General features: G+C 57.8%; 21 protein-coding genes. 12 read left to right on the forward strand and 9 right to left on the reverse strand.

The genetic code is table 11. From position 1 onward, the window contains the following. Nucleotides 1-27: 27 nt before the first annotated feature. Nucleotides 28-2,817, reverse strand: coding sequence for a YdbH domain-containing protein (locus Q8N00_08610; protein ID MDP2382854.1), 2,790 nt, complete (start codon nt 2,815-2,817; stop codon nt 28-30). A gap of 207 nt (nt 2,818-3,024) precedes the next feature. Here Q8N00_08610 and Q8N00_08615 point away from each other — a divergent pair, with 207 nt between their 5' ends. From Q8N00_08615 to Q8N00_08625, 3 genes are read left to right on the forward strand one after another with little or no spacing between them, the layout of a single operon-like run. Beyond that, nucleotides 3,025-6,483, forward strand: a complete 3,459-nt coding sequence (locus Q8N00_08615) for a glycosyl hydrolase family 8 (protein MDP2382855.1) — start codon at nt 3,025-3,027, stop codon at nt 6,481-6,483. A 55-nt stretch (nt 6,484-6,538) separates the two neighbouring features. After that, a complete protein-coding gene (locus Q8N00_08620) occupies nt 6,539-8,125 on the forward strand; it encodes a tetratricopeptide repeat protein (protein ID MDP2382856.1) in 1,587 nt (528 codons plus the stop codon). A gap of 25 nt (nt 8,126-8,150) precedes the next feature. After that, nucleotides 8,151-9,257 carry a dipeptide epimerase gene (locus tag Q8N00_08625; GenBank protein MDP2382857.1) on the forward strand — a complete coding sequence of 369 codons (1,107 nt, stop codon included), beginning with the start codon at nt 8,151-8,153 and terminating at the stop codon, nt 9,255-9,257. A gap of 1 nt (nt 9,258) precedes the next feature. Here Q8N00_08625 and Q8N00_08630 read toward each other — a convergent pair whose 3' ends face one another. Next, a complete protein-coding gene (locus Q8N00_08630) occupies nt 9,259-9,453 on the reverse strand; it encodes a DUF3565 domain-containing protein (protein MDP2382858.1) in 195 nt (64 codons plus the stop codon). Nucleotides 9,454-9,553: 100 nt separating this feature from the next. On the opposite strand from Q8N00_08630, the gene Q8N00_08635 reads away from it, so the two are divergent. Next, nucleotides 9,554-10,453 carry an NAD(P)-dependent oxidoreductase gene (locus Q8N00_08635; GenBank protein MDP2382859.1) on the forward strand — a complete coding sequence of 300 codons (900 nt, stop codon included), beginning with the start codon at nt 9,554-9,556 and terminating at the stop codon, nt 10,451-10,453. 126 nt (nt 10,454-10,579) lie between these two features. On the opposite strand, the gene Q8N00_08640 is transcribed toward Q8N00_08635, so the two are convergent. The 6 genes from Q8N00_08640 to Q8N00_08665 form a co-directional block, all read right to left on the reverse strand. After that, complete coding sequence (locus tag Q8N00_08640; GenBank protein MDP2382860.1) at nt 10,580-11,173, reverse strand: prepilin-type N-terminal cleavage/methylation domain-containing protein; 594 nt, start codon at nt 11,171-11,173, stop codon at nt 10,580-10,582. Next, nucleotides 11,170-11,814, reverse strand: a complete 645-nt coding sequence (locus Q8N00_08645; GenBank protein MDP2382861.1) for a hypothetical protein — start codon at nt 11,812-11,814, stop codon at nt 11,170-11,172. Before Q8N00_08645 ends, Q8N00_08640 begins: the two co-directional genes overlap by 4 nt. A 185-nt stretch (nt 11,815-11,999) precedes the next feature. After that, complete coding sequence (locus tag Q8N00_08650; protein MDP2382862.1) at nt 12,000-12,425, reverse strand: hypothetical protein; 426 nt, start codon at nt 12,423-12,425, stop codon at nt 12,000-12,002. A 26-nt stretch (nt 12,426-12,451) separates the two neighbouring features. Next, complete coding sequence (locus Q8N00_08655; protein MDP2382863.1) at nt 12,452-12,928, reverse strand: heme-binding protein; 477 nt, start codon at nt 12,926-12,928, stop codon at nt 12,452-12,454. A 186-nt stretch (nt 12,929-13,114) separates the two neighbouring features. Beyond that, entirely contained in the window at nt 13,115-13,300 is a 186-nt protein-coding gene (locus Q8N00_08660; protein MDP2382864.1) for a hypothetical protein, read from the reverse strand. Nucleotides 13,301-13,439: 139 nt separating this feature from the next. Next, nucleotides 13,440-14,480, reverse strand: a complete 1,041-nt coding sequence (locus tag Q8N00_08665) for a pectinesterase family protein (GenBank protein MDP2382865.1) — start codon at nt 14,478-14,480, stop codon at nt 13,440-13,442. 260 nt (nt 14,481-14,740) lie between these two features. Here Q8N00_08665 and coaE point away from each other — a divergent pair, with 260 nt between their 5' ends. The 3 genes from coaE (at nt 14,741) to thiI (ending at nt 17,661) form a co-directional block, all read left to right on the forward strand. Continuing rightward, a complete protein-coding gene (gene coaE, locus Q8N00_08670) occupies nt 14,741-15,361 on the forward strand; it encodes a dephospho-CoA kinase (protein MDP2382866.1) in 621 nt (206 codons plus the stop codon). Between the two features lie 53 nt (nt 15,362-15,414). Continuing rightward, entirely contained in the window at nt 15,415-16,341 is a 927-nt protein-coding gene (gene trxB / locus Q8N00_08675) for a thioredoxin-disulfide reductase (GenBank protein ID MDP2382867.1), read from the forward strand. Between the two features lie 141 nt (nt 16,342-16,482). Then, a complete protein-coding gene (thiI, locus tag Q8N00_08680) occupies nt 16,483-17,661 on the forward strand; it encodes a tRNA uracil 4-sulfurtransferase ThiI (GenBank protein ID MDP2382868.1) in 1,179 nt (392 codons plus the stop codon). 150 nt (nt 17,662-17,811) lie between these two features. On the opposite strand, the gene Q8N00_08685 is transcribed toward thiI, so the two are convergent. After that, nucleotides 17,812-18,378, reverse strand: coding sequence for an SRPBCC family protein (locus Q8N00_08685; protein MDP2382869.1), 567 nt, complete (start codon nt 18,376-18,378; stop codon nt 17,812-17,814). Nucleotides 18,379-18,665: 287 nt separating this feature from the next. Between Q8N00_08685 and Q8N00_08690 the strand changes: the two genes are divergently transcribed. From Q8N00_08690 to Q8N00_08710, 5 genes are all read left to right on the forward strand, one after another. Beyond that, the gene (locus Q8N00_08690) at nt 18,666-19,031 is read left to right on the forward strand and encodes a hypothetical protein (protein MDP2382870.1); all 366 of its coding nucleotides are present in this window, start codon (nt 18,666-18,668) and stop codon (nt 19,029-19,031) included. 2 nt (nt 19,032-19,033) lie between these two features. Further along, a complete protein-coding gene (gene queG, locus Q8N00_08695) occupies nt 19,034-20,056 on the forward strand; it encodes a tRNA epoxyqueuosine(34) reductase QueG (GenBank protein MDP2382871.1) in 1,023 nt (340 codons plus the stop codon). 76 nt (nt 20,057-20,132) lie between these two features. After that, on the forward strand, nt 20,133-21,488 hold the full coding sequence (locus Q8N00_08700) for a sigma-54 dependent transcriptional regulator (GenBank protein ID MDP2382872.1): 1,356 nt from the start codon (nt 20,133-20,135) through the stop codon (nt 21,486-21,488). A 400-nt stretch (nt 21,489-21,888) separates the two neighbouring features. Beyond that, nucleotides 21,889-22,572: a hypothetical protein gene (locus tag Q8N00_08705; protein MDP2382873.1), complete on the forward strand. Its 684-nt coding sequence runs from the start codon at nt 21,889-21,891 to the stop codon at nt 22,570-22,572. 426 nt (nt 22,573-22,998) lie between these two features. After that, nucleotides 22,999-24,201: a hypothetical protein gene (locus Q8N00_08710; GenBank protein MDP2382874.1), complete on the forward strand. Its 1,203-nt coding sequence runs from the start codon at nt 22,999-23,001 to the stop codon at nt 24,199-24,201. Nucleotides 24,202-24,236 lie beyond the last annotated feature (35 nt).

Here is a 24,236-nt window from a genome sequence, read left to right on the forward strand (position 1 = left end):
TGCTCTGCATGGTCATCCTCATGGAATTCATGGCCGTTTGAGTTTCTTCTGAACCGTGTCTTGAATATCCTGGGTCAGGCGAAGACTGTTCATGAGGGTCGGAATGTGCTCCTGCACCGTCAGATTGAAATGGATAGGAGGGCTCTTGGCGAGGTCCGGATTCCTCCCCTCGAGCCGTGCACTCAAATCCAACATTCCAGTCTCCGCATACTCTACACCAACTCGCAGCCGCGTGTAGTGAAAGTTATTGAGAGCCTGCGAAACCAGGGATAGCGGGCTGTCGGACTCCGAAATGATTTTCGATGACTCAGGAGTCGACAGATACCGTATCACCCCGCCCGGAGGCTGCGCCTCAACCACCCCACCTTCGATGACTACACCATCAGGGGTGATCGTGAGAGGCAGCGTCCCGTTCAACGTTCCTGTGCCCAGGAGTCCCTTCTGCTGTTCCACGCTGAGGATCTTGGCCAAGTCGAGGCTGCGTAACGAAAAAGTCGACTGATAGGAACGCTTGGCCAGATCGACCAGCAGCCCAGGGCTCGTAACCGACCCCCCGAACACATCACATTGGAAGTCCTTCACGTCGATGACCGGCAGTCCGTTCGGCAGCCTCCACTTTACCTGGAACAGGGTGGAGAGGTTCGTCACCTCGACTCCCGTCTGCAGGGAGGCGATCGTCACCGGCACCGGTTGCACCGTCGCAATCGATTCAAACCCATCAGCGCGCAACGCCATCGTCGCACTGACCCCCTTCACGCTATAGTCTCGATAATGACCGGATAGCTTGTCGGCCACGATCTTCGCCGTCCCCGATGTCACCTGAAACCCCTGTACCGAATCTCCGAGACCACCAGACCAAGACGCATCGAAGGTCGCCGTCAGTTGGCCATCTATCACATCCGTAGACAGAGGTAAGCCCATCAGCAACTTGCTCAACCGCCGTTCAGCTGCATCGAAGCCCATCGGCCCGATTGTTCCATGCAACACCCCTTTCGCTTGGCTCAAGGGTTGCTCAATCTTGGCGGTGATCAGCCCCTCCCGGGCGAGCGCGTCGACGCGAAGGTCGGCTTTAATCCCCGCTTGGTCTGCCGAAAATCTGACCTTCCAATCGGTCGATGGCAGTCCCCAAGGAGCAAGATCCACCGCCAATCCGTTCACTGCGAGGACACCCTGGGCATTCCAGGCCGTCCCGGTCGTCTCGGCCTGCTGAACCCGTAAGATTCCCTCAGCCATGCGAACACGCCTGCCCATGACGCGGAGACCTGGAGCCCGGATCTCCACCGTTGCTAGCCCCGCCGTACAATGAGTCGCTGCGATATCGCACTGTACGGTGAGGGCCTCGTCAAGTTGCAGCGTCACGCTTGAGGCCACTACCGCCTCCTGCTCGATCTGCTTGACTATCACGGAGGACGACGGCAAGAGGATGCCCTTCACGTGGGTGCGAGCCAGCGTCACCGTTCCTCGAAACCCTCCCGTCGCCTCCCTGGCCGAGAGAAGGTCCGTCACCGCCTTCGGAAGAACACCCTCGACTCGAAACGTCCCCTCTGCCAACACCAGCTCGCCACCGACCCCCTCAGCCCGACTCGTCTCGAATTCTGCCACCAACGGCCCCGGTGTCAGGCCATAGGTCACATGCAATGGCCCCTCAGCGGTCACGCGCACCGGACTGTCCGCCCAATACAACTTTCCCTGAACCGGCTTAGTGCTATCAATCCGCAACGGCTGATCCCCGCGCGGGAGCATCATGCGGATCGCTTCTGGAATAATCTTGGGTTGCGCATTCACCGTCGCAGTCAATAACACGCCGGGCTCCAACGTCCAGCCCACCTCTGTCGCCGTCCCGGTGAAGGTGCCCTCATAGGCCACCGCAATGTCCTTCGCGATCCCCTTCAGGCCCGGCAGCGTGACATTCACTTGGACCTGTCCATCCAGCTGCGTACGCGAGTCCTCCTGCAACGACTCCAATGTCGCATCAGCCGCCGCAGTCCCGGCCCAACGTACCGCGACCTGCCCCGTCACCCGCCCCAACTCCGGCCCAATCGGAATGAGTAGGGCGATAAACGGTGCCAGCTCACGCACGTTCACCTCCAGCCGCCCATTGACCTGAATCTTCGAGCCTTCCGGATGCGCCTGCGATTGCCATGAAATAATTGGCTCCGCCTGAGGCCGTTGAGACGCCAGGGTGGCTGACCAGGTACTGGCCGAGTGCCCCGTTACCGTCAATCCGTAGGTCGCCGTGTCACGCCCCTGAAACGACAGATGCCCTCCCAGCTCGCCATCCCGATACATCACGACACCAGAAATCGTGACCCGTCGGAGAGGTCCCGTCGCCTGTTCGCGAAAAATGGTCACATGATCCAGATGCAACTCCTCAAAGGGGAGAATAGGCAGGCCTCGTAACAGATCGCCGGCGGTCAACAGGGTCCAGGGCGAGTCTTCACTCTCCACTCGACCGTGAACGGCGCCTCCTTCCTCGCCCAGTCCAGACGGCGGAAGATTCAGGATCTGGATGGCCACATAGGGAAGAGACACCCGATCGACATGCCCATGGATAAGCTGCGGCACCCGATACTGAATCTCCGCATTCGTCAACGACACCATGACGCTTTCACCGGCCAATTCCTGTTGGAACGACACGACGGGAATGTGCATCCCACTCCAGCCGGGATAACCCAGCTGGATGATGACGTGTTTGTAGCCATACTGGCGAAGTCCCTGAGCCAACAGATACGATGCCGTCAACGGCAAGAGCAGATAGAGACTCACCAGTGCGACTAACCCGAGGAGCAGCGCGACCTGATATCGATGAATCAGCATAGGTTCCTGTTCAGTCAATCAACCTTCTACGGACGGTTGTCAGATAATCACGACAGATCTGTCAAGAGCGGCAATGCCAAGGCCCAGCGTCCCCTCCCCGTCGCTTCGTCCCACCGGGTTCCTTCGGGCCACCGTTGACAGGCTTTCACACACGCCGGTATCTTGCATGAGCACCAATCCGTCTGTTCATACCCATCGAGTCACCCATTGCTCCCCACCCCATTCGTTCGCCATCTCTGCAACATCCGAGTCCCTCTGAACCAACTCACGAGACGGCTCGCACCGACCATGCTCCTCGTGCTCTGCGGGCTCATCCTCGGCGTATCTCCGCCCCTCGCTTCAGTCACGCAGAGCCAGCAAGAGCGTTCAAGCGACCGATATATTCATCAGCTCGATGATCTCTCGGCGCTCTGGAGTTTCTACAAACAGACCTACATACAACATGGCCGGGTCGTCAGTCTGGACGAACAGGGTATCACGACGTCCGAGGGGCAAGGCTACGCCATGCTCCGTGCCGTTTGGTCGAATGATCGCACGACGTTCAATACCGTGTGGGCTTGGACGAAGCAACACCTCCAAGTCCGTGACGACAAGCTCTTCGCCTGGAAGTGGAAAGGAGTCGTCCTCGACAACAACTCGGCGACGGACGCCGATACCGACATTGCGCTCGCCCTTATTCTGGCCGCGCGGCGATTCGATCACCCACCGTTCGAGCGGGAAGCGCTCACTATTGTCCATTCTATCTGGGACCGGGAAGTGATCCAGATCGGCTCGCGCGCCTATGTGACTGCCGGCAATTGGGCACGCGACGAGGACTACCCGACGATCCACGTCGCCTATCTTGCCCCCTATGCCTACGCAATCTTTGCCTCCATCGATTCTCACCATCCATGGGCCCATGCGATCGAATCCAGCTATGCCATTCTGCACTGGCTCTATGATGAAGAAGCCCTGCCCGTCCCTCCGGAACTCATCTACCTAAACCGACAGACAGGCCACTTGACCGTCCGGCATCCCGTGACCGGAGCCTCATCCTCGTTCAGCTATGACGCCTTCCCGATCTATTGGCGCATAGCGCTCGATGCCGCCTGGTTCGGACGATCTGAAGGGGCCTTGCGGCAAAAGATGCTGGGATTCTTCCAGCGTGAATGGAAGGCCCAGGGGAAATTTGTCGACCACTATTCCCTCAAGGGCCTGCCGCTATCATCAAACGAAGGATTGCCGCTGTATTCCACCGTTCACGCCCTGGCATTCCAGGAACAGCACGACCTCGCCCGACTGCTGAGCGAAAAGAAACTCGCCCAACTCGAAGCCGCCGCACTCGCCGGGAAACGGCTCCCCTACTACTTCCATAACTGGTTGTGGTTCGGGCAGGCCCTCTCGCTGTCGCAAGTCCGCCACTACGACGAGTTCTTGGGGTTTTTGCGACCGTTCGACGTGGTCGGGTTCTCGGCTCACTTTCCCTGGGAACTCTTTGCCGTCACCGTCATGCTCTACCTGATCGCCACGTGGCATCCGGTTCTCAAGTTCGCCTTTCTGGCTTGTGGATTGAGCCTCTGTCTCCGCTACCTCTACTGGCGGCTCTTCCACACCTTGAACTTCATGGAATCCGGCGGCCCGTTTATCAGCATCGCGCTGTGGGCGGCAGAATTCTATGCCTTCTCCACCGTTCTGCTGCTGTTCATCCAGGTGGGGGTAGGCTGGAGACCTCAGCCTGTCCGTCCCCTTGAGCCAGCCCAAGGCTTTGCTCCCTCAGTCGACGTCTTTATTCCGATCTATTCAGAATCCTGCGAGATTCTGGAGAAGACCCTGATCGGCGCCTCCGCGATGGAACAGGCTCACAAACGGATATACGTATTAGACGACAGCCACCGAGACGAGGTCTGCCGACTGGCCGAACGGTTCGGGGCGACCTATATCAAAGGACCCCGCCAACATGCCAAGGCGGGCAACCTGAACCATGCCCTCACGCAAACGGACGGCGAACTCATCGTGATCTTCGACACGGACCATATTCCCGTATCGACCTTTCTCACAGAGACCGTCCCGTTTTTTGCAGACCCCAACATCGGCTTTGTGCAAACGCCTCACCATTTCTACAACCAGGATATTTTTCAACGGGCCCTCGGCGCCAGCCCGCGCATTCCCAACGAGCAGGACCTGTTCAATCACGCGATTCAGGGCGGACGCCAAGGCTGGGGCGGGGCATTCTTCGTCGGCAGCGGGGCCGTCTTTCGGCGGTCGGCGATCGCTGAGTTGAATGGATTTAACTTGATGAGCATCACCGAAGACATTCATACCAGCCAGCACCTCCATGCCAGGGGATGGAAATCTGTCTTCGTCGATAAAAACTTGGCGGTCGGGCTGACGGCGGAAAACCTCGCATCGTATATTGTTCAGCGACGGCGCTGGATGTTGGGCTGTCTCCAGATTTTCTTCAAAGACAACCCACTCCTCTGCCGGGGGCTGTCGCTCCGGCACCGGCTCGGGTACTTCGCCTCGCTCTACTACTTCTTCTTCCCGATCGCGCGGGTGATATTTTGGATCACCCCCCTCTACTTCCTCCTGTTTCACCTGCACCCGATTTTTGCCGATGTCTCGATCCTGGTGGCCTACCTGCTGCCATTCATGATCGTCCTCCCGATGATTTCCTCCAGATTGCTGCCCGGATGGCCCAGGCTCATGTGGTCGTCCCTCTACGAAGGACCGGTCAGTTTCCCGCTGTTCCGGTCGATGTTCGATCTGCTGCTCCCGAAAAACTTGGGGTTCAAAGTCACCCCCAAGGGCCTGCTCTCGGAGCAACGGTCGTTCGACTGGCGATCCTCTGCCAGCCTGGCCATTGCCACCCTCATCACGCTCGCCGCAATTGCGAAAGGCCTCTGGGAGTTCTGGTATTTCGGCATCGAAAAGGACGCCTATTTCTTCAATCTCAGCTGGGCCTCCTTCAATCTGCTGACCCTGATCGTGGGACTGCTGATGGCTTGGGAAAAACCTCAAACGCGAACAGAAGAACGCATCATCAAACCGATCCCGTTCGAACTGCAAGCTGGCAATCTGTCCATCACAGGCACGACACACGACGTGAGTCTGACCGGGGTATCATGGTTCGGCATATCGCCCGGTCCGCTACCTCCGACCATGGACATGAGCTTGCACGGAAGAATCCCCTTCACCTGCCAGGTCCGATTGGTCTATCATGACCGACTGTCAGGGCCTGGCACAAAATGTGGGCTGACGTTTCACAACCTCTCAGAAGAACATCGTCGACGCTTGCTGCTGAACCTCTATAGCGATCCCGCGACATGGGAGCATGCGCAGAGAGACCGCCTGCGCAGCAGCCTCCTCATGGCAGGTCACTTGCTTATCGGTCTACTGAAGCACTTCAGACCATTAAGACTCAGGCGGCGGCAGAGACCCCGACAATGGCGACTGAGGATGGTTCAGGTTCAGATTGGAGAGAGCGAGTACCGCATGATCGTGCGCGATGAATCGGCGAGTGGCCTCGGTCTGCTGATGTACAACAGAAAGATTCCACTCACCACGCCGTGGCTGGTACGGAACAGCAGCGGGCAGCGGACAGCCTATCGACCCATCTACCGCTCCAGGATCTGGGGCCTGATCTCGCAGGTGGGTCTCAGTGCCGCCCCCACGACGTCACACCTCTAGATATTCGACACATGCACCAGAAACCAACATGTAGGAAAGGCTCCAGCTAGATATTATGCGATTACGCCCCCTGACCATACTCAGTTTCACGTTATTGATGGTGACCGGACTCGGCACTGTCTCGCTCGCGGAAGACTTCACGGAAGCCTGGTATCTCTCGCGTGGACGGGCCAACATGGAGATTGAAAACTATAAAGCGGCCATCGAAGCCTATGAGAAAGTGGTAGAGCGGGCTCCCAACCACCGCGAGGCCATGCGCAACCTCGGCCTCGCCTATGAAAAACAGGGGCTCAAGGACAAAGCCATCGAGACCTTCGACCGCTACCTTGCGAAGTACGACGACGACCCGGAGATTGCCTTCGACCAGGCACAGGCCCTGGAATGGTCTCGCTATGCCTACCGAGAAAAAGACATGCTGAAGTATTTCCGCATGGGCCTGAAGCGGAAAGACGATACGACCATGCGCCTCAAATATGCGGCACACCTGGCCCAGCATAAGGAAAGCAGCCAGGACGCCATCGCACAATACCGCACCATCCTCGACCGGCAGCCCCGTAATCCCGAAGCCCATCGGGGACTGGCAAAAGCCTATGCCTGGCTGGGGAACAACGATCTGGCCCTCTACCACGCAAATCTGGCACGGCAGTCTGCGAGGCGGGAGCCAGGCGATTTGACCAGTCTGCGCCAGGACATGCTCAAGGGACGTGAACCGACGATCGAAGGAGTGATCGGGATTCTTGCCCAACCGGAAAAACCGTTCGAGCTCTATGGCTTCCGGATCGGATCGCGCGGCAAAGTCGATTTGACGCCGTTTACCACCACGATCCTCGAAGTCGGCGCCGAAAACTTCTGGAGTTCCAAGGAGCAGCTCGCAGGCAGCTACGTCTCATTGGCCAATCAGGTTCGATTCAATCCGTCCAATCGTGTCGACGCGATCCTGGAATACCACGGAGCCCCCCGCGGAGACGGCCTCGCGTACAAATTCGAATATGTGTATGAAGGACAGTCCTTCTCGATCCGCCCGGGCGTGAAGCGCGAATTCAAATATGACTCATTCGCCTCGCTCGCCGGCTCCCGCAGCTCAGGCCAACTCTTGGGCCTCGCTCGCTCGACCCTGTTCTACAGCACGGTCTCCTTCGATGCGGGCTCGGTTCGCGTGGACGTCACGCCCTTCGTCGGGTGGGTGACGTCTGAGCGCTCAAGTTCGAACGACCAGGTTGGGCTCGACCTCAAGACCTCGTTACCTCTGTGGAAAACGGACCATTGGGACCTGTCGGCGGAGTATCTCTTCTACCTGACTCACTATGGAGAAAATCAGAGCGGATTTGTCCCCAGCGCGAGGGAACCCTTGCCGGGCGGATACTTCAGCCCCCAAGTGTTCGTGAATCAAATTCCACGGCTAGCGACCATCTACACGATGGAAAACAAGGATGAGTTCTCGATTGCCGCAGGCCCGGCGATTCAATACATCGACGAATCGACTAAATCGTCAGCCTTTCGGGTAGGAGGCGATGCCCATGCCTCCTACACCAATCATCTCTCAAAGGTCTGGTTGCTGAAGCTGATGGCCGACTATACCCAGATCGCCAATATCTATACGCGCATCCAGTTCAACGGCCTCTTGGTCTATACCTTCAACTAACTGAAGAACAGAATTTTTCTGTCCGATGAACAACCTGACAATAACCATACGTACGATAGAGTTCTGGCCGGTTGATGTGCCCATCACCGACCCCTTCGTGGTCGCCACCGGCGCACGAACGGTGGCCGAGAATGTGTTCCTGCGAGTCACCTTGGCCAATGGCGCACAGGGGTATGGGGAAGCGGCGCCGTTCCCGGAAGTCGGAGGAGAAACTCGGGCAAGCTGCCTGACCTCCCTGCTCCAACTCAGCAAGGCAATTCTTGGCCGCTCAGCCTCCGACTACAAGCAGATCGGACAAAATCTCTCTGAAGAGGCGCAGGCTCATCCTGCCGCCCGCTGTGGGATTGAAACCGCCGTAATCGATGCCTATTGCCGCGCATCACACATCCCGATGTGGCAGCTCTGGGGTGGCTCGGACGTGAGCGCGCGAGAGACCGATATCACCATTCCTATCGCCGACCTCGACAAGACCGTCGCCCTCGCGCGCGGTTGGTACGAGAAGGGATTTCGCCTCTTCAAAATGAAAGTCGGCAAGGATGTCGAGGAGGACATTCGACGGCTCTCAGCCGTACACCGCGCGCTCCCTGGTATTTCGTTCATTGGCGACGGCAACCAGGGATTCTCGCGCCAGGATTGTCTGACCTTTGCACAAGGAGTAAAGACATTCGGCGGAGCAATAGTGCTGCTTGAACAGCCGGTGGTACGGGACGACCTCGACAGCATGGCGGCGATCCGTCGAGAGACCGGCATTCCCGTCGCGGCGGATGAATCGGTCCGCTCACTCGCGGATGCGCAAGAAGTCGTCGCCCAAGGCGCGGCGGACTACATCAACATCAAGATCATGAAAACCGGCGTTGCCGAAGCCCTGGAGATTGCCTCCTTCACCACAGCGTCCGGCCTCAAACTGATGATCGGCGGGATGGTCGAAACACGCATAGCAATGGGCTGTTCGTTCAGCCTGGTCCTAGGCCTTGGTGGCTTCGAGGTGCTCGACCTCGACACCCCACTGCTGCTAGCCAACGATCCCGTCACCGGCGGCTACCGATATGAGGGGCCACAGCTGCAACCCTGGTCAAGACCGGGCCTCGACATAACAGTAGACCCGTCCCAGAACACCACGACCATCGAGTAGATTACGCCGTCGCTTCGTCGCACTTCTTACAGTTTAATATTTCGCCAAGATGCTGGCTGCGGCCTTCCTCGGTGAGGACCCAAGGCCGATTCGTCATCGGCGGCTGGTGGCGCACATGTTGTCCATGTCCACATTGAAGATCGGCCACCCAATCGTTATATTCGTCCAGATGATAACCCATGATAGGTTGCTGCATGCAGGAACTTCCCTTCCAAATTTTCCATCGGCTCGTAGGCCTACGCGGCACTCGTGCCTTCGAATGACCGCATGCTAACACGAACGAAAGGGCCCGCGAGATGAGTCAGTCTACGACGAAGATCGGCTTCGTGGGAGTCGGACGGATGGGGGCCAACATGGCTCGGCGGCTGAAGGACCAAGGGGAAACCATCGTGGCCCTCTACGATCGGGATCAGGCCACCGCCACTGCCATTGCGACCGAACTGGGCAGTGAAACAGCTGCGACTCCTGCCCGGGTCGCAGAACTCGCCGAGATCATTGTCACGGTCGTATCAGACGATGCCGCGATGCGACAGATCTTTTCTCCGACCGGCACAGAGAGTCTTCTCCGGCATGCCAAGGGTCGGCTCTTCATCAACTGCGCCACACTTTCGCCAGATATACACATCGAGGTTGAGGCGTTGGTGACGCAACGTGGAGGCCGAACTCTGGAAGCCTGTATGGCCAGCAGCATCACACAGGCCCGCCAAGGCACGCTCTATCTCATGTGCGGAGGACGACAGGATGTGTTCGAGTCAGTGAAGCCGCTCTTGAACACATTGAGCACACACGTACGCTATGTCGGATCGGCAGGAGAAGCCGCAAAGGTCAAAGCCCTCGTCAACATGGTGATGAACTGCAACACGGCTGCACTGGCAGAAGGGCTTGGGCTTGGAGCCGCGCTCGGCCTCGACCTGACGATGGTGCGGGAGATCTTCTCCCAGACAGGAGCGGCGTCGCGTGTCTTGGAGACGGATGGTGAGGATATGCAGAACCGCGCCCATGACTGCTACTTCTCGGCTGCCCATGCCGCCAAGGACTCTGGCATCGCCCTGGCCTTAGCAAAGACCGCAGGGATCACCCTCCCATTAGCTCGAGCGACCTACGAGCAATATCAGCGGCTGGTCACGCTCGGCAAAGGCGAGCTGGACAAATCCGCCGTCTCTGAACTCACGTTCAAAGACCGAGGCTCGCACTAACGCCAAGAATGGCTTCGGAACGGCGAAATAATGGGCGCTATCGTCCTACGGTGTGACAAAGTCGTATGGTTGCGCAAGAGGGGTGGAGAGAAGCTGCCGGAGCCATATTGGCTGACGCACGACGTCTCAGTTGCGTTGATTAATCACGACACGGCCACATTCTTGGCACCCCAAGCTGCGTCCGCCACCAGACCATTCAGGCTCGTTATTGCCGGAGGCTCCTCCACCGACAGAGGCATTCGAGGCCTCGCCGGACGATATCGTCCCCGCATTGCCCAGATATCGCACCGTCGCAAACATGCCAATTTCGCTCACGGGAACTCGGTCCACCTGCACGGCCCCATCACGATAACTCGTCAGGAGCCACGAATCAGTCGCTGACGCCGCGACCGGCAATGCACGAACCTGATAGCTGATTTTGTCTGTATCGGCGCCCTGCCGTACTTCCGGGGTGTAATACTTCAACGCTCCGGTCATGGCAAATCCCAAATCGGTCAGGTTGTTTGTATAGCCATGATTCGATGCGTGATAGAGGTATTCCAACCGCTCGATCTCGCGAACCACGATCTCACCTTCAACAGACTTGGCCTTGGTCATAAAATGGCTGTACGAAACGGTGGCAAGGGACACGAGGATCCCCAGGATGGCCACCACGATCATCAACTCGATCAAGGTAAAGCCGCCGCAACTCCACATGCGAGGATGCCGGGAGAGATTCATGGTCGTCGTTCGTGAGGTGGTCCGATCTCAAATCGGTGCAACGCAGCGTGAATGCGATCCAACGCCTCCGTTGTCGTCTGTAATTGACGGAGTGCCTCCGACCCTCCCATCCCCTGAGCCAACAAAGTCTTCGTCGCGCCATCGACGGCGGCCCGCGCGCGAGACGATTCCTGTTGCACCGTCTCGACCCCCTGCCCAACGTGACTCCAGCCTTGATTGAGCAGCTGCGCCAGATCCGTCAACCGGTCTGCCTCCCGGAACTGGAGTCGATGCAATACCATTCCGGATGCCCAGGCGCTGGCACTCTGACCCACGCGTTCGAGCGCATCGGCAATGCGACGCGTCACCAGCAAGCTGAATAGAATAGCCCCAAGAAAAAACACGGGGATGGCAACCCACACCGTGTCGCTCAGCAACAGCAGCTGGCTCGCGGCAACCTGGCGATCCGTCAATGGCACATCAGAGAGGAGCGTCACGGCCGGCAGAACATAGGGCCCGCAAAAGGCCAGCACGAAGAACAGACAGGCATAGAGCGCCATACTCACCGCAACCTTGAACGTGTAGGCCCTCTGTTCTTTTCGAACAGCCGCCACATGCTGCTCAGAGTTGGAGTTGGACAGGTTCAACGCCACCGTCGTCATATCATCCTCCTGAATCGCTCCTCCGCTGAACCCACATTCATGGGCCTATGCGCCGTCCCTTATGAGATCAAAGCGTACCACCACCTCCTGAAACCACAAGTGTTTTATCGACTTACTCGCGGCCGACGAATGGATCCGGGCTAGGCAGCCCCTCCCCCATTCCTTCGGCGCACTGAGGTGCCTTGTTACCGCTTTTCAAAGGGGAGTTCTGACCGCTGGCTGGCAGAAAAGTAGGCCCATTGCTTCTGCTCGTTCTCGTCGAAACTGCCGAGGAAGGTCACGTAGCGATCGAGGGTGCGGAACTCGGCGAGTGTGATCGTACAATGCACCGCATCGATCACGCGGGCATCGAACTGACCCACCACATACAGCAGGCCCGTTCGCGTGCGATACAGGTTCCGCCGGCTCACATACCCGGTGTTGGGGAATAGGTCATCATCGATGGAGCAGCCTCCAGGCCCGACGAGCGTGAGTCGAAGATCGTGCCGGGAGAGGAATGGATTCGTGGCGACCCTGGTAATCGTCAGGCGCACCTGCTCTGCCGGAAACTCGACTGAGGCCGGTGCCGGCACATCGCTATTGCAGGCGACAAGCACGAGCAGCAGACTCACGATGCAACTGGCCCTGTGCCCCCTCGTCACTTTATCGCAGGAGCTTTCGGCGCAGCGCCGATCGCGTCCAGGCCCGCCTGCGCACAGGCATCGTCGAGCTGTGCCCCTGGCGCCCCGCCGACCCCGATTCCACCAACGACCTCGCCGGCAATCTCAATGGGCAACCCACCCCCAAGAATGAGGATCTGCTCGTTCATCTCGCGAAGCGCCTGCAAGGTCGGCACCTTGTTGATCAGTTCAGCTAACTCGGTCGTCGAACGACGAAGGCTGGCTGCGGTATAGGCCTTCTTCCTGCTGCTATCGACCGTATGAGGTCCGGCGCCATCCGCGCGGCTCATGGCGCGCAGCACACCGGCGCGATCCACGACGGACACCGTTACCTTATAGCCATCTTTTTTGCAGGCTTCCAACGAAGCCTGGATCGCTTTATTCGCGAGCCCTATCGGCAAAATCGTCTCTTTCGGCAACTCATCGGAAGCCGGCGCCAAACAGGGCATCAGCATCACGAATACCGCCGCGGGCAAGAGTCGGGCAACGACGGAACGCCGATGAAGCAGATACAGAGGTGCCATGATTCTCTCTCCTGGTGATTACGGGAACATGTCGGATCAGGAGCGTACGAAGGCGCGAGAGGTCTGTCAAGATGGAGGGGTGATAGTTGTGGGATCAGCCGATGGAGCGCGCGGTCGTCAGCTCCAGACAACGCGCTCTTGATTGAGGAGATAATCGATCACTTCGATGCTATTGCGCATTTGGATCTGCGCCTTTTCTGACATGGGAAGAACGGCACCAACCAGCTTGCCAGATTCGACGTCGTCGAGCGACGGAATCCCGTCAAATCCACCCTTCTCATGCTCTTGTCGGTAACTTGCCACGGTCGCCTCCAGTTCCTCTGACCATGAATCAGCAATTCCTGCGCCAGAGGTCCATCATCCATCTGACTTATGGCGTACAAGTAGCATAGCACATGAAAATCCATGCTCTGCTGAAGTCCTCTATCTTATTGATTCAACTCTATTTGTCAGTCGATCGACGAGCAGCAGTTGCGGCAGGCGCAAGCGCGCCGAGATAGGGAAATTGGCCGATCTTCAGGAGGGGCGTGTCAAGACGCAGGCGAAAATCGTCATGCGATGGGTCGACAAAGTACGGGTCCCCGGTAATATCTGACTGGGCCTTAAGCTCAGGAGCCGGTTGGTTCGGATCACCCACACGAAGATAGTCGCCATCCGTATTGAAGAACGCATTGAACGAAGTGGTGGTCCGACTGGACGGGGCGATCAGAAAGCCCACGCGATTCAGCCCCACCACGTTGCCGGTGACGTCACTCTGGGATTGCCCGAGAAACGCGGCCCCGCCGCCATTCTTGACCAGGGTATTGCTCACGATCACGGCACGGGCATGGCCGCTGACCACGATGGCGTCAAACAGACTTCGGGTGATCACGTTTCGCTCCAACCGCACCGTCGACTTCCCCGCAATCGAGACGCCATGATCGTTGTCGTGAATGAAATTCCCGATCATGACCGCCTCTGAATCGGCAAACTGCACGCCGGTCGTCTCGCTCCCCCCGATGTCACAATCTTCGATCCGTACATCATGGACCTGCTGGCTAAACAACATCCCGTTGATCTTGAGCCGGCGGAGGACCAGCCCTTGCCCATTGAAGAGCCCCATCGCATGGCCACCATGATCGTTGATAGTCATGTCGCTGATCTCGATATCCGTCGCCCCATAGGGCCACTTACCGACATGAAGGGCGCCCACCACGATATCGCGGCCTAAAATCGTCACTTGATCCACTCCAGCCCCGACGAACTTGATCTTTTCTTTACTATGGATCGTCACGTCCTGAGGATATTGACCTGCCTTGACGAAGACGGTGTCGCCTTTCTTGGCGGCATCGACCGCTTCCTGCAAAGAGACGAAATCTCCCGTCCCGTCGAGTGCAACCACAAGAGTCCGAGGACCCATTGGCGGCCCTTCATCGGCCCACAACAAGCCGGAGCTGAAAAATCCAAACAGCGCGATGGACGCAACCACTAAAATATTTTTCATGCAGAAACTCATACAGGCCTCTCTAGCCACAAGTCAATTGGGCCCGCATAATTCACGAAGACTTCTACTGCAACCGCCGATGCGCCGCTACGACACGCCTGACGGCGGGCGGGCTCGCCGCTCAGTCGGTCAACATACTGTGTTAAGTATGCCTCCCTCCTTCACGGCTCCGCGCGCCCGTCTCGCCTGGCGTCTCGGCGGTTTCGTCACGAACTCTCGTGAATAATGCAGGCCAGGTTTGTTGTGAGGCACGCAGTCGCATGTTATGCTCCGCACCCATGATTCTGGTCGGCCTCACAGGCGGAGTCGCCACCGGTAAAAGCACCGTCGCCGGGATGTTTACGCAATGCGGCGCGGTAGTCATCGATGCCGACCAATTGGCTCGCGATGTCGTGAAGCCGGGCAAGCCGGCTTGGCGAGAGATCGTCACCCTATTTGGCAAGGCCGTCCTCAACCCTGACCGCAGCCTCAATCGCCAGACGCTCGGAGCCATCGTCTTCCGCCATCCGGCAAAACGCCAGGCGCTCGAAGCCATCATTCACCCCCGCGTGGCGCGCGAGCAAGTCAGATTGACGAGAGACGCGGCACGACAACATCCTCAATCCGTCGTCATCTACGACGTCCCGCTCCTCTTCGAGGCCGGTATCGATAAGCGAGTCGATCACACCATCGTCGTCACTGCCGACCGCAACACCCAAATCGCGCGCCTCAAAAAAAGAAACGGCCTCTCCCGCGCTGAGGCTCTTCACCGGATTAAGAGCCAGATGCCGATATCCCAAAAGGTCCAGCAGGCAGACTATGTGTTGAATGGAACCCTCCCTCGACCGGCGCTTCGCAAACAAGTCGGCCGATTATTCACGAGCCTTCACGCGCTCGCATAACGACTCGCTCTCCTCCGTGCATTCCCGCTACCCCCTGTGTTAAGTTTTCGCCCATGCGACACGTCGTCATCATTGGATCCGGGCCAGCCGGCCTCACCGCCGCCATCTATGCGGCCAGGGCGAACCTCTCGCCTCTACTCATCGAAGGGTGGCAGTCGGGTGGACAATTGACCACGACGACGGAGGTCGAGAACTATCCCGGTTTCGCCAAGGGCATCATGGGGCCGGACTTGATGAAAGAAATGCGCGCACAGGCGGAACGATTCGGCACGGAATTCTTAACCGCCGATGTCACGGCTATTGCACTCACACCTCGTCCTTTCACGCTGACGATCGACGGCGAACAATCTGTTCAAGCCAAAACCCTCATCATTGCGACCGGCGCATCGGCCATTCAGATTGGGTTGAAGAACGAGGCGCGCCTCACGGGACATGGCGTCTCCACCTGTGCGACCTGCGACGGATTTTTCTTCAAGGGCAAAGAACTGATGGTCGTCGGTGGCGGCGACAGCGCGATGGAAGAAGCCACCTTCCTGACTAAGTTCGCCAGCAAGGTCACCGTGATCCATCGCCGCGACAAGCTGCGAGCCTCCAAAATCATGCAAGACCGCGCGATGAAGAATGAAAAGATTTCCTTTCTCTGGAACTCCGTCGTCGAAGACATCCTGGGGAACGACCTGGTCACTGGCGTGCGTGTGAAAAATCTTGTCACAAACAAGGTCCTGGAAGTCCCTTGCGCCGGCGTCTTCGTCGCGATTGGGCACCGCCCCAACACCACCCTCCTCAGCGGTCAATTAGATATGGATGCCAAGGGCTATATCCGGACAACCAACGGAACCGCCACAAGTGTCCCTGGCGTCTTCGCCGCAGGCGATGTGCAGGATTCGGTGTATCGCCAAGCCGTCACCGCCGCCGGCTCCGGCTGCATGGCCGCGATCGACGTCGAACGATTTCTCGAATCAGACAGTCATAACCTCTAAACCCTCCGCGGGATGCTCAAAATGGTCGTCCAACAAGGCCGCAGGCGAGACACAGACCGGAGGCGTACCCTCAAGGGTACGTTGAGGATTGTGTCGAGCCGAGAACGACGTTGGCGATCATTTTCAGCATCCCGATAAACCATGCGCTGCGCCATCGTCCACTACCACGAAATCGCCCTCAAAGGCCGCAACCGGGAATATTTCGAGGAACGCCTCGTCCACAATATCCAATGGATCTTGAGAGACCTCGGCGTTAGACGTGTTGAGAATCTCCGCAGCCGGATTCGCGTGGTCCTGCCTGACGAGGTTCCGGACCAGATCATCATCGACCGGCTCACCAAAGTCTTCGGGATCGCCAACTTTTCGCTGGCGCACGGGTTGCCGCTCGATCTGGCCAAGCCGGACTTGGAAGCGCTCAGCGCAGCGGTCATCGAGGCGCTCCGGTCGGAATCGTTTTCCACCTTTCGCGTCTCGGCAAAACGAGCAGACAAACGATTGACGTTGACCTCCATGGACGTCGCGCGGGACGTCGGCGCTGCCATCTGTGACGCCACCGACAAGAAGGTCAGTCTGAAAGATCCAGATCTCACGGTCTATCTCGAACTCCTTGCCAAAGAGGTCTACTACTCGATCAAAAAGGTTCAGGGCCCTGGTGGCATGCCGGTGGGAGTCAGTGGGAAAGTCGCCTGCTTGATCTCCGGCGGGATCGACTCGCCGGTCGCAGCCTATCGTATGATGAAACGCGGATGCCGGGCCCTCTTCGTCCATTTCTCCGGCCGGCCGCTCGTGAGCCGCGCCTCAGAAGAGAAGGTGCGGGAACTGGTGCAACTCCTCACCGCCCATCAATATACGTCGAAGCTCTACGTCATTCCGTTCGGAGAGATTCAGCGGGACATTGTGGCGAGTGCGCCGGCCCCCTATCGCGTGGTGCTCTACCGGCGCGTCATGATCCGCATCGCGCAGGAATTCGCCAAACGTGAGCATTGTTGGGGATTGGTCACCGGCGATAGCCTGGGGCAAGTGGCCTCGCAGACACCGGAGAACCTGACCGTCGTCGAAGCGGTGTCAGAGTTACCGCTCCTGCGCCCACTCATCGGCATGGATAAGCTGGAAATCACCGACCAGGCGGAGCAGATCGGCAGCTTCGCCATCTCCATCGAGCCGGATCAAGATTGCTGCTCACTCTTCACCCCGCCACACCCCAGCACAAAAACCAGACTCGAAGATATTCTGGAAATCGAGAAGATGTTCGATATCGATGCGCTGGTGAAGCAGGGGATCGAGAAGGCGGAGTTGTCCCAATTCACCTTCCCTCAGTAGCAGGATGCTGAAACAGGCCGCTAGCTTCGTTCTCAGCTCGCAAGAATCCTCAACGTACCCCTAGGGTACGCCTCCGGTTCTTGCTCCGCCTGCGGCCTTGCTAAACGGCCTGTTTGAGCATCCTGCGGGAATATTCTCTTTGTGCCTCGCTCATCGCCCCGACTGCTGCTCCTGCGCGCGCGCGAGCGCCTTTTCCTTCAGGATTCGAAAATGGGATTCCAGGTCTCGCCGCGTTGCGAGCGCGATGAGTTTACCAGGTAGCACCGACTCAATCTCCACGATAAGCTCGAAGTCCGCACGGGTCTGCGCGCCGCCATCGATCGACGTCAATGTCCACCGACGATGATAACGTTTGAAATCTCCGCTTTTGAGATCGGCCACCAGATCTCCGCTTGGCAACAACCTCGACTCAGTCACCAACCGACGTTCCCCCGGCAACAACATATGCTCGATCCTGATATCCGTGGTGGCGACTCCATCCAGAATGCTCACGTCCGCTATCTTCATCCGCACCTCGAACAGTTCAGGCCAATGAGCATAGTCAGTCAAAATCGCCTGCACCACCGAAACGGGCGCGGGCAAAACAATCGTCGCCGTCGCCTTCACGCCGCCACTGGACTCCGTCCGAACATCCAGCAGGCCTGGTTCTGCCGCACCGCTCCACCCGGACCAGCCGAGCAACAGACAACCGACGATGCTCCTCACATGCCACAACATGGCGCGATTATATATGAGAGCCGGGCAAGTACTAATAGGATGCGAAAAACTATTTCACAGACTACCACCACGGCAGTCTGTCCATGCTATACAGCGGGTAAGCAATCTAGCTGGATGCTCAAACAGGCCGTCCAGCAAGGCCGCAGCCGACGAAAGCACCGGAGGCGTACCCTCGGGGTACGTTGAGGATGCTTTCAAGGTGAGAACGCAGCTGGCGGTTTGTTTCAGCATCCTGCTGTCGAGACGTGATTGACTCATCCAAATACCCCTGTGCTAGGATGCAAACGATGAAACGACTATCCTTCATATTATTCACAGCCATTAGCCTATTGAGCCTCTCAGCTGCGGCTCAGGCGCAACCTCTCTCTGAATCGACCGCCACCACAGAGCAGGTCTGCAGTTTCGGCATGGCCAAGGGAGAAGCCTCACAGAGCTGTCAGGTCCCGTTCCCCACCGGCTGCCTCGTGGCCAATATTCCTGGCACTGACAAACCCTGGACCACCGTCTCGAAGGGCGGAAAGACCTTCTGCCGATTCGACGAAAAAGCCACTGACTGGAAAACCAAAATCACCGGCTCCTGCAGCCGCTGCAAATCCGACCATTGTTCGGTCCAGTTTATTGTTCGTTACGACTGTTCTCAGCAAGCCCACTAGCTATGTCACTCGCTGAGGCGATTAAGGCCGAAGCCCTCGCCCTGGGTTTCGACGCCGTCGGCATCAGCCGAGTCACAGATAGCTATCAGCCTTCAGCCAACAGCCTTCAGCAGAGCCCACCTCTAGACCCCGCAACCCCGCTATCCCATCACTTATTCGGTCGTCTCTCAGAATGGCTCCGGCTAGGCTACTATGGCACGATGGCCTGGATGACTCGCGACCCCTCCCGTCGCAGCGATCCACGATTGGTACTACCAGGTTGCAAATCGATGCTGTCGGTCGGCATGAATTACTACACCGACAATCGTGCGAACGAGCAGCCCGGCATGGGCCGCATTGCCCGATACGCCTGGGGACAGGATTACCACGAGGTGATGAGCCAGCGGCTCGCACAACTCGAAGCGAAGATCGCAGCCCTGGCGCCAGGCGTGACCACCCGCACCTACGTCGATACAGGCCCGATCATGGAAAAAGCCTGGGCGCAGCAGGCAGGTCTCGGCTGGATCGGGAAACATTCCAACCTCGTCTCCGCCGAATCCGGCTCCTGGCTCCTGTTGGGAGAGATCCTGACGACCCTTGAGCTGGAGCCGGATGAACCAGCCACAGATCTCTGCGGAAGCTGCACGTTGTGTATTCAGGCCTGTCCAACCGGTGCCATCGTCGAACCCTATGTCGTGGATGCCCGCCTCTGCATCTCCTACCTCACCATCGAACTGCGCGGAGACCGGGACGTGATCCCGAACGAGCTCGCCTCTCAGATGGGAAACCACATATTCGGCTGCGACGATTGCCTGGACGTCTGTCCGTTCAATCTTCGTTCGGATGCGACGAGCGAGCCGGCCTTTGCCCCCACCCCAATCACACTCGCTCCAAGCCTCCAGGCTCTGGCTCAGATCAACGAGGAGAGTTTTGCTGCCACATTCAAGGGGAGTCCCATCAAGCGAGCCAAACGGAACGGCCTTCTCCGTAACGTAAAAGTCGCGCAAGAAAACCTCACGAGACAAACAGGGGGCCGGGCCTCATAAGCACCCCCTTTTTTCCTGGAGGGAAGAGGAGTAGGCTATCTCTAGTAGTTGATGGTTCACGGGAGGCATGACCCCTATGCATCCTCCGATCCTTCTGCTCATCTCCGCCGATTCCCACACCAAACCGTTGCTCGAACAGGCCCTCGAGAGCCGCCACGTCACCATTCTGACTGCAGCAACAACTGAAGAGGGTCTACGCCTCCTGAAAGAGCAAGCGGACCTCGCACTCGTTATCTGCGATGAGAGTCAGGGACGGATTGCAAGCCAGGTGATCCTCTCTCAAGCCAGGCGCATCGATCACAACCTCCCGGTGATCATCCTCGGAACAGACGGATCGGCCAAGGCCGCGGTGGAGGCATTGCACCGAGGCGCCACCGACTATCTCGCGCAACCGGTCACGGCAAAAGATCTCCAGACCGCCCTCCACAGAACCCACGCCTTCGCCGCACCGGAGCCCCAAGCGAGGGAAGCGCGTTCCTCCTCGTTCGATCAAATCATCAGCCGGTCGCCTCAGATGAAACTACTGAAACATCTCGCAGCCGAAGTCGCTCAAACCGATGCAACCGTCCTCATCACCGGCGACAGCGGCACAGGCAAAGAACTCTTTGCCCATGGCATCCATGCAGCAAGCCCACGGTCCAACGGCCCCTTTGTGGCGCTCAACTGCGCCGGCATTCCCGAGCAGCTTCTGGAATCGGAATTGTTCGGCTATCAGCGCGGCGCCTTTACCGATGCGAAACAGGCCAAGCCTGGGAGATTCCAACAAGCGGAAGGCGGCACCCTCTTTCTTGACGAAATCGGCGAAATGAGTCCTTCCGCGCAGGCGAAGCTCTTACGAGTCCTGGAAAGCCACGAAGTCGATCCACTAGGCGACACGCGCAGCATCCACGTCAACATTCGCGTGATCGCCGCCACGAACGAAGATTTACCGGCGCAGATCAAAGCCGGACGTTTCCGCCTGGACCTCTACTATCGGCTGAACGTCTATCAACTGCGCATCCCGCCGCTCCGTGAACGCCCAGAAGATATCGAGCCGATCCTGATCTCGTTCCTGGAAACCGCCCGCCGGGATCATGGCTGTCGCATCAAGAGCATCACCCCCACGGCTCTGAACATCTTGCAGACCCACGACTGGCCCGGCAACGTACGCGAGCTGCACAACGTCGCCGAAGGACTCACCATCACATGCAAGGACGAGACGATCCAGCCGGACCACCTCCCTGCCTCTGTGCGAGATACCCCACCAACAGGATCGAACGGAGAAGGCGAGAAGACCTCGCTCCTGGCCTTCGGCCTCTCGGCTCAGGAGATGGAAAAGAAACTCTTGAAAGAGGCGCTGGATTCCGCAGGCGGCAATATTTCTGAAGCTAGCAGGCTGCTCAAGATCACGCGGAATACTCTTCGCTACCGCATGGCGAAATACCACCTTTAGTGAGGGTGCTGAAAAAGTCCGCCAGCATCGTTCTCGCATCGTTCAGACCCTCAACGTACCCTCCGGGTACGCCTCGGCCCTTCACTCGCTGCGGCCTTGCTGAACGGCCTTTTTGAGCATCCTCACCTGAACTCACAGAACCTCATCTGTTAAGAAATCGCGGAAGGAACGAGACTTGAAAGCCCTGAAGCCTCAGAGATTATAGGTGGCAACCTAGTCCAATCATTTCCTTCTCAAACACGTACAGAAGAGTTAGGGGTCGGTAAGAAACCGAAAAAAGACGGTCGGAAACGATAGTTCAGACACAGTTTAGCCACTTTGGGGCAGGGAGATACAGTTCACGATGTTTGCGCCAATGTTTATGGATGGCTATACTCGCCAGGCCTAACTGAGAACTTCTATGCTTGAACGTTTAGTAAAGACTATCGAGGAAAACCGGGGCGTTATACGAAGCGCACCTTGGGCATTTGCCGTGTCTGTTTTGGCCGCGTCATCTTTGGTCGGATTCATCATTCATTTGTATAACATCGGCCTAATCGACGAATTAAGGGAGCAAAACCAAGGGCTCAGAGAAACAGTCAACAGTTACAGAATCCATACACGTGAGGTTAGTCCGTCTGCCGCCACAACGTTAACTGAAAAAACGAACCGGCAGCTGAAACGTCAAGCTGAAAACTTAGTCAAACAGATTCGCTTCATACAGGATCTTCACGTGCGGAATCTGGAAACTATTTCTGAGCAACTAAAGTCTGGAAAGGTGCCGAAAGAAAAGTATTGGGAGATGGCTACCAGAGAGACTAAGCGAGCAGCGAACCAGTTTAATCCGATTCGAACAGATTGTATCGTGACGGTCGATGAACTTCGCGAGAGGATGGCTCCTGCTGTTAAGGAAAAGGTTATTGGAGCTAATCCGGGCTTCCGTTCGGCAGACTTTCCTGACGCTGTAATCAACTTTGCAAAGATATCGGCGGGCCAGGATTGGTTTACGCTGGAAATCAATCTTGGCTTCTTACTGCGCGAACTAGAAGAACTAGGACGTCTCCTGCCTGACACACTGGACTTCCGACATCCCGACAAGAATTAATGCGACCAATCTGCAGCAGGGAGCGGCTTGCACATTCGGATCCTCAGTCTAAGACGTTGAACTAGTAAGACTATTCATTAACCTGTGGCTCAAGTGCGGCTGATATCAACGTGACAAAATCCCATCAGCGTCCAAGGCAACCAGTACAACGCGCGAGTGACAGTTCAGCAGCGTCAGCCACCATTTTCTTTCCCGGGCTCATCCAACAGTCCTTCCACACTCACTCACGTCTCCCTTCCAGGGCAGGCTGGTCGATACTCGAGTGCGTGTGTCCAACGAGGGTCTTCTGAGACTGCGCGTTGCGCGAGCACAGAAGATCATCAGCCTCCATCCCCTCTCCTCCCACGACCAGCAAACGCCCTGCATTCGATATATAATGTGATCGAGTCCCGCTAGGTGCCGAGGTCTTCCAAACCGGAGGCGCTTATGAAACAGACGACGCCCGCTCCCCTCGTCCTCTCCGATTACGAGATTTCGCCTGACCAAGGGTTTCTTCCCCGCGACCCTCAAGAGCAACTGCCCGACTGCCCCACATTGAATCAGCTCGGACATGAGCTACCGAAACTGCTCAGCGCACGCATGGTCCGGAGGTTCATCGATGAACAGCCCACGCTGCTACCATCCGTGCCTGCCTCCTGGCGCATCGATGACTATCGGGCCGCGATGCGCGTCCTCTCCTTTGTCGGCCATGCCTATGTATGGGAAGTGCCGGACCAACCGGCCAATACCTTGCCGCCCCAACTGGCTCAACCCTGGCACCAGATCGCCAAACACCTTGGCCGGCCGCCGGTGCTCTCCTACGCCTCCTATGCCCTCGACAATTGGCGGAGACTCGATCCTGCCAAGCCCATTCGGCTCGACAATATTGTCTTGCTACAGAATTTTCTCGGCGGGCTGGACGAAGAATGGTTTGTCGTGGTGCATATCCAGATCGAGCGGGAAGCAGGGCCCGGACTCGCCGGACTCGTGCAGGCAGTGAATGGCGCGGTCGCTGACAAGGAAGAGGAGGTGTTGCTCGGGCTCACATCCCTGGCACGGGCGCAAGAAGCGATGCGCGACACCTTGCTCAGGATGAAAGAACGCTGCGATCCCTATGTGTACTACAACCGCGTGCGGCCCTACATCCATGCCTGGAAGAATAACCCTGCGCTCCCCGACGGCCTGATGTACGACGAAGTCGCGGCGTACGAGGGCCGCCCGCAACAGTTCCGCGGCGAGACCGGCGCCCAGAGCTCCATTGTGCCCTGCCTCGATGCAGGGCTGGGCATCGGCCATTCGCCGGATCCGTTAACCGTCTACTTACAGGAGATGCGCGACTACATGCCTCCGCGCCATCGGACATTCATCCAGGCTCTGGAGGAAACCAAGGACCAGCGGGGCCGACCGATGCTCTCCGGCTATGTCCGCGATCGCACTGTCAGCCGTCCCGACCTCTGGATAGCGTACTGCCGCTGCGTCGATCTGCTCGCGCAGTTCCGCGACATCCACATCGGCTATGCCGACAGCTACATTCACCGGCAACATCAGTCCCACGCAAGCAATCCCACCGCCGTCGGGACAGGCGGAACGCCCTTCATGACCTATCTCCAAAAACATCTTGATGAGACCAGACAGGCGATCGCCGGGTAGCGTCACGCTTCAAGCGGCCACCGTTTTATCGGAAT

Source organism: Nitrospirota bacterium, from assembly GCA_030684575.1.
In the GTDB taxonomy this organism is placed as follows: domain Bacteria; phylum Nitrospirota; class Nitrospiria; order Nitrospirales; family Nitrospiraceae; genus Palsa-1315.

Bases quoted from the DNA above. Each gene is read 5' to 3' on its own strand.
- Q8N00_08705 (MDP2382873.1), top strand. From the start codon at position 21,889: ATGCTTGAACGTTTAGTAAAGACTATCGAGGAAAACCGGGGCGTTATA.
- Q8N00_08700 (MDP2382872.1), top strand. From the start codon at position 20,133: ATGCATCCTCCGATCCTTCTGCTCATCTCCGCCGATTCCCACACCAAA.
- Q8N00_08710 (MDP2382874.1), top strand. From the start codon at position 22,999: ATGAAACAGACGACGCCCGCTCCCCTCGTCCTCTCCGATTACGAGATT.
- Q8N00_08640 (MDP2382860.1), bottom strand. From the start codon at position 11,173: ATGAATCTCTCCCGGCATCCTCGCATGTGGAGTTGCGGCGGCTTTACC.
- trxB (MDP2382867.1), top strand. From the start codon at position 15,415: ATGCGACACGTCGTCATCATTGGATCCGGGCCAGCCGGCCTCACCGCC.
- Q8N00_08655 (MDP2382863.1), bottom strand. From the start codon at position 12,928: ATGCTGATGCCCTGTTTGGCGCCGGCTTCCGATGAGTTGCCGAAAGAG.
- Q8N00_08665 (MDP2382865.1), bottom strand. From the start codon at position 14,480: ATGAAAAATATTTTAGTGGTTGCGTCCATCGCGCTGTTTGGATTTTTC.
- coaE (MDP2382866.1), top strand. From the start codon at position 14,741: ATGTTATGCTCCGCACCCATGATTCTGGTCGGCCTCACAGGCGGAGTC.
- queG (MDP2382871.1), top strand. From the start codon at position 19,034: ATGTCACTCGCTGAGGCGATTAAGGCCGAAGCCCTCGCCCTGGGTTTC.
- Q8N00_08685 (MDP2382869.1), bottom strand. From the start codon at position 18,378: ATGTTGTGGCATGTGAGGAGCATCGTCGGTTGTCTGTTGCTCGGCTGG.
- Q8N00_08620 (MDP2382856.1), top strand. From the start codon at position 6,539: ATGCGATTACGCCCCCTGACCATACTCAGTTTCACGTTATTGATGGTG.
- thiI (MDP2382868.1), top strand. From the start codon at position 16,483: ATGCGCTGCGCCATCGTCCACTACCACGAAATCGCCCTCAAAGGCCGC.
- Q8N00_08610 (MDP2382854.1), bottom strand. From the start codon at position 2,817: ATGCTGATTCATCGATATCAGGTCGCGCTGCTCCTCGGGTTAGTCGCA.
- Q8N00_08690 (MDP2382870.1), top strand. From the start codon at position 18,666: ATGAAACGACTATCCTTCATATTATTCACAGCCATTAGCCTATTGAGC.
- Q8N00_08630 (MDP2382858.1), bottom strand. From the start codon at position 9,453: ATGCAGCAACCTATCATGGGTTATCATCTGGACGAATATAACGATTGG.
- Q8N00_08645 (MDP2382861.1), bottom strand. From the start codon at position 11,814: ATGACGACGGTGGCGTTGAACCTGTCCAACTCCAACTCTGAGCAGCAT.
- Q8N00_08625 (MDP2382857.1), top strand. From the start codon at position 8,151: ATGAACAACCTGACAATAACCATACGTACGATAGAGTTCTGGCCGGTT.
- Q8N00_08635 (MDP2382859.1), top strand. From the start codon at position 9,554: ATGAGTCAGTCTACGACGAAGATCGGCTTCGTGGGAGTCGGACGGATG.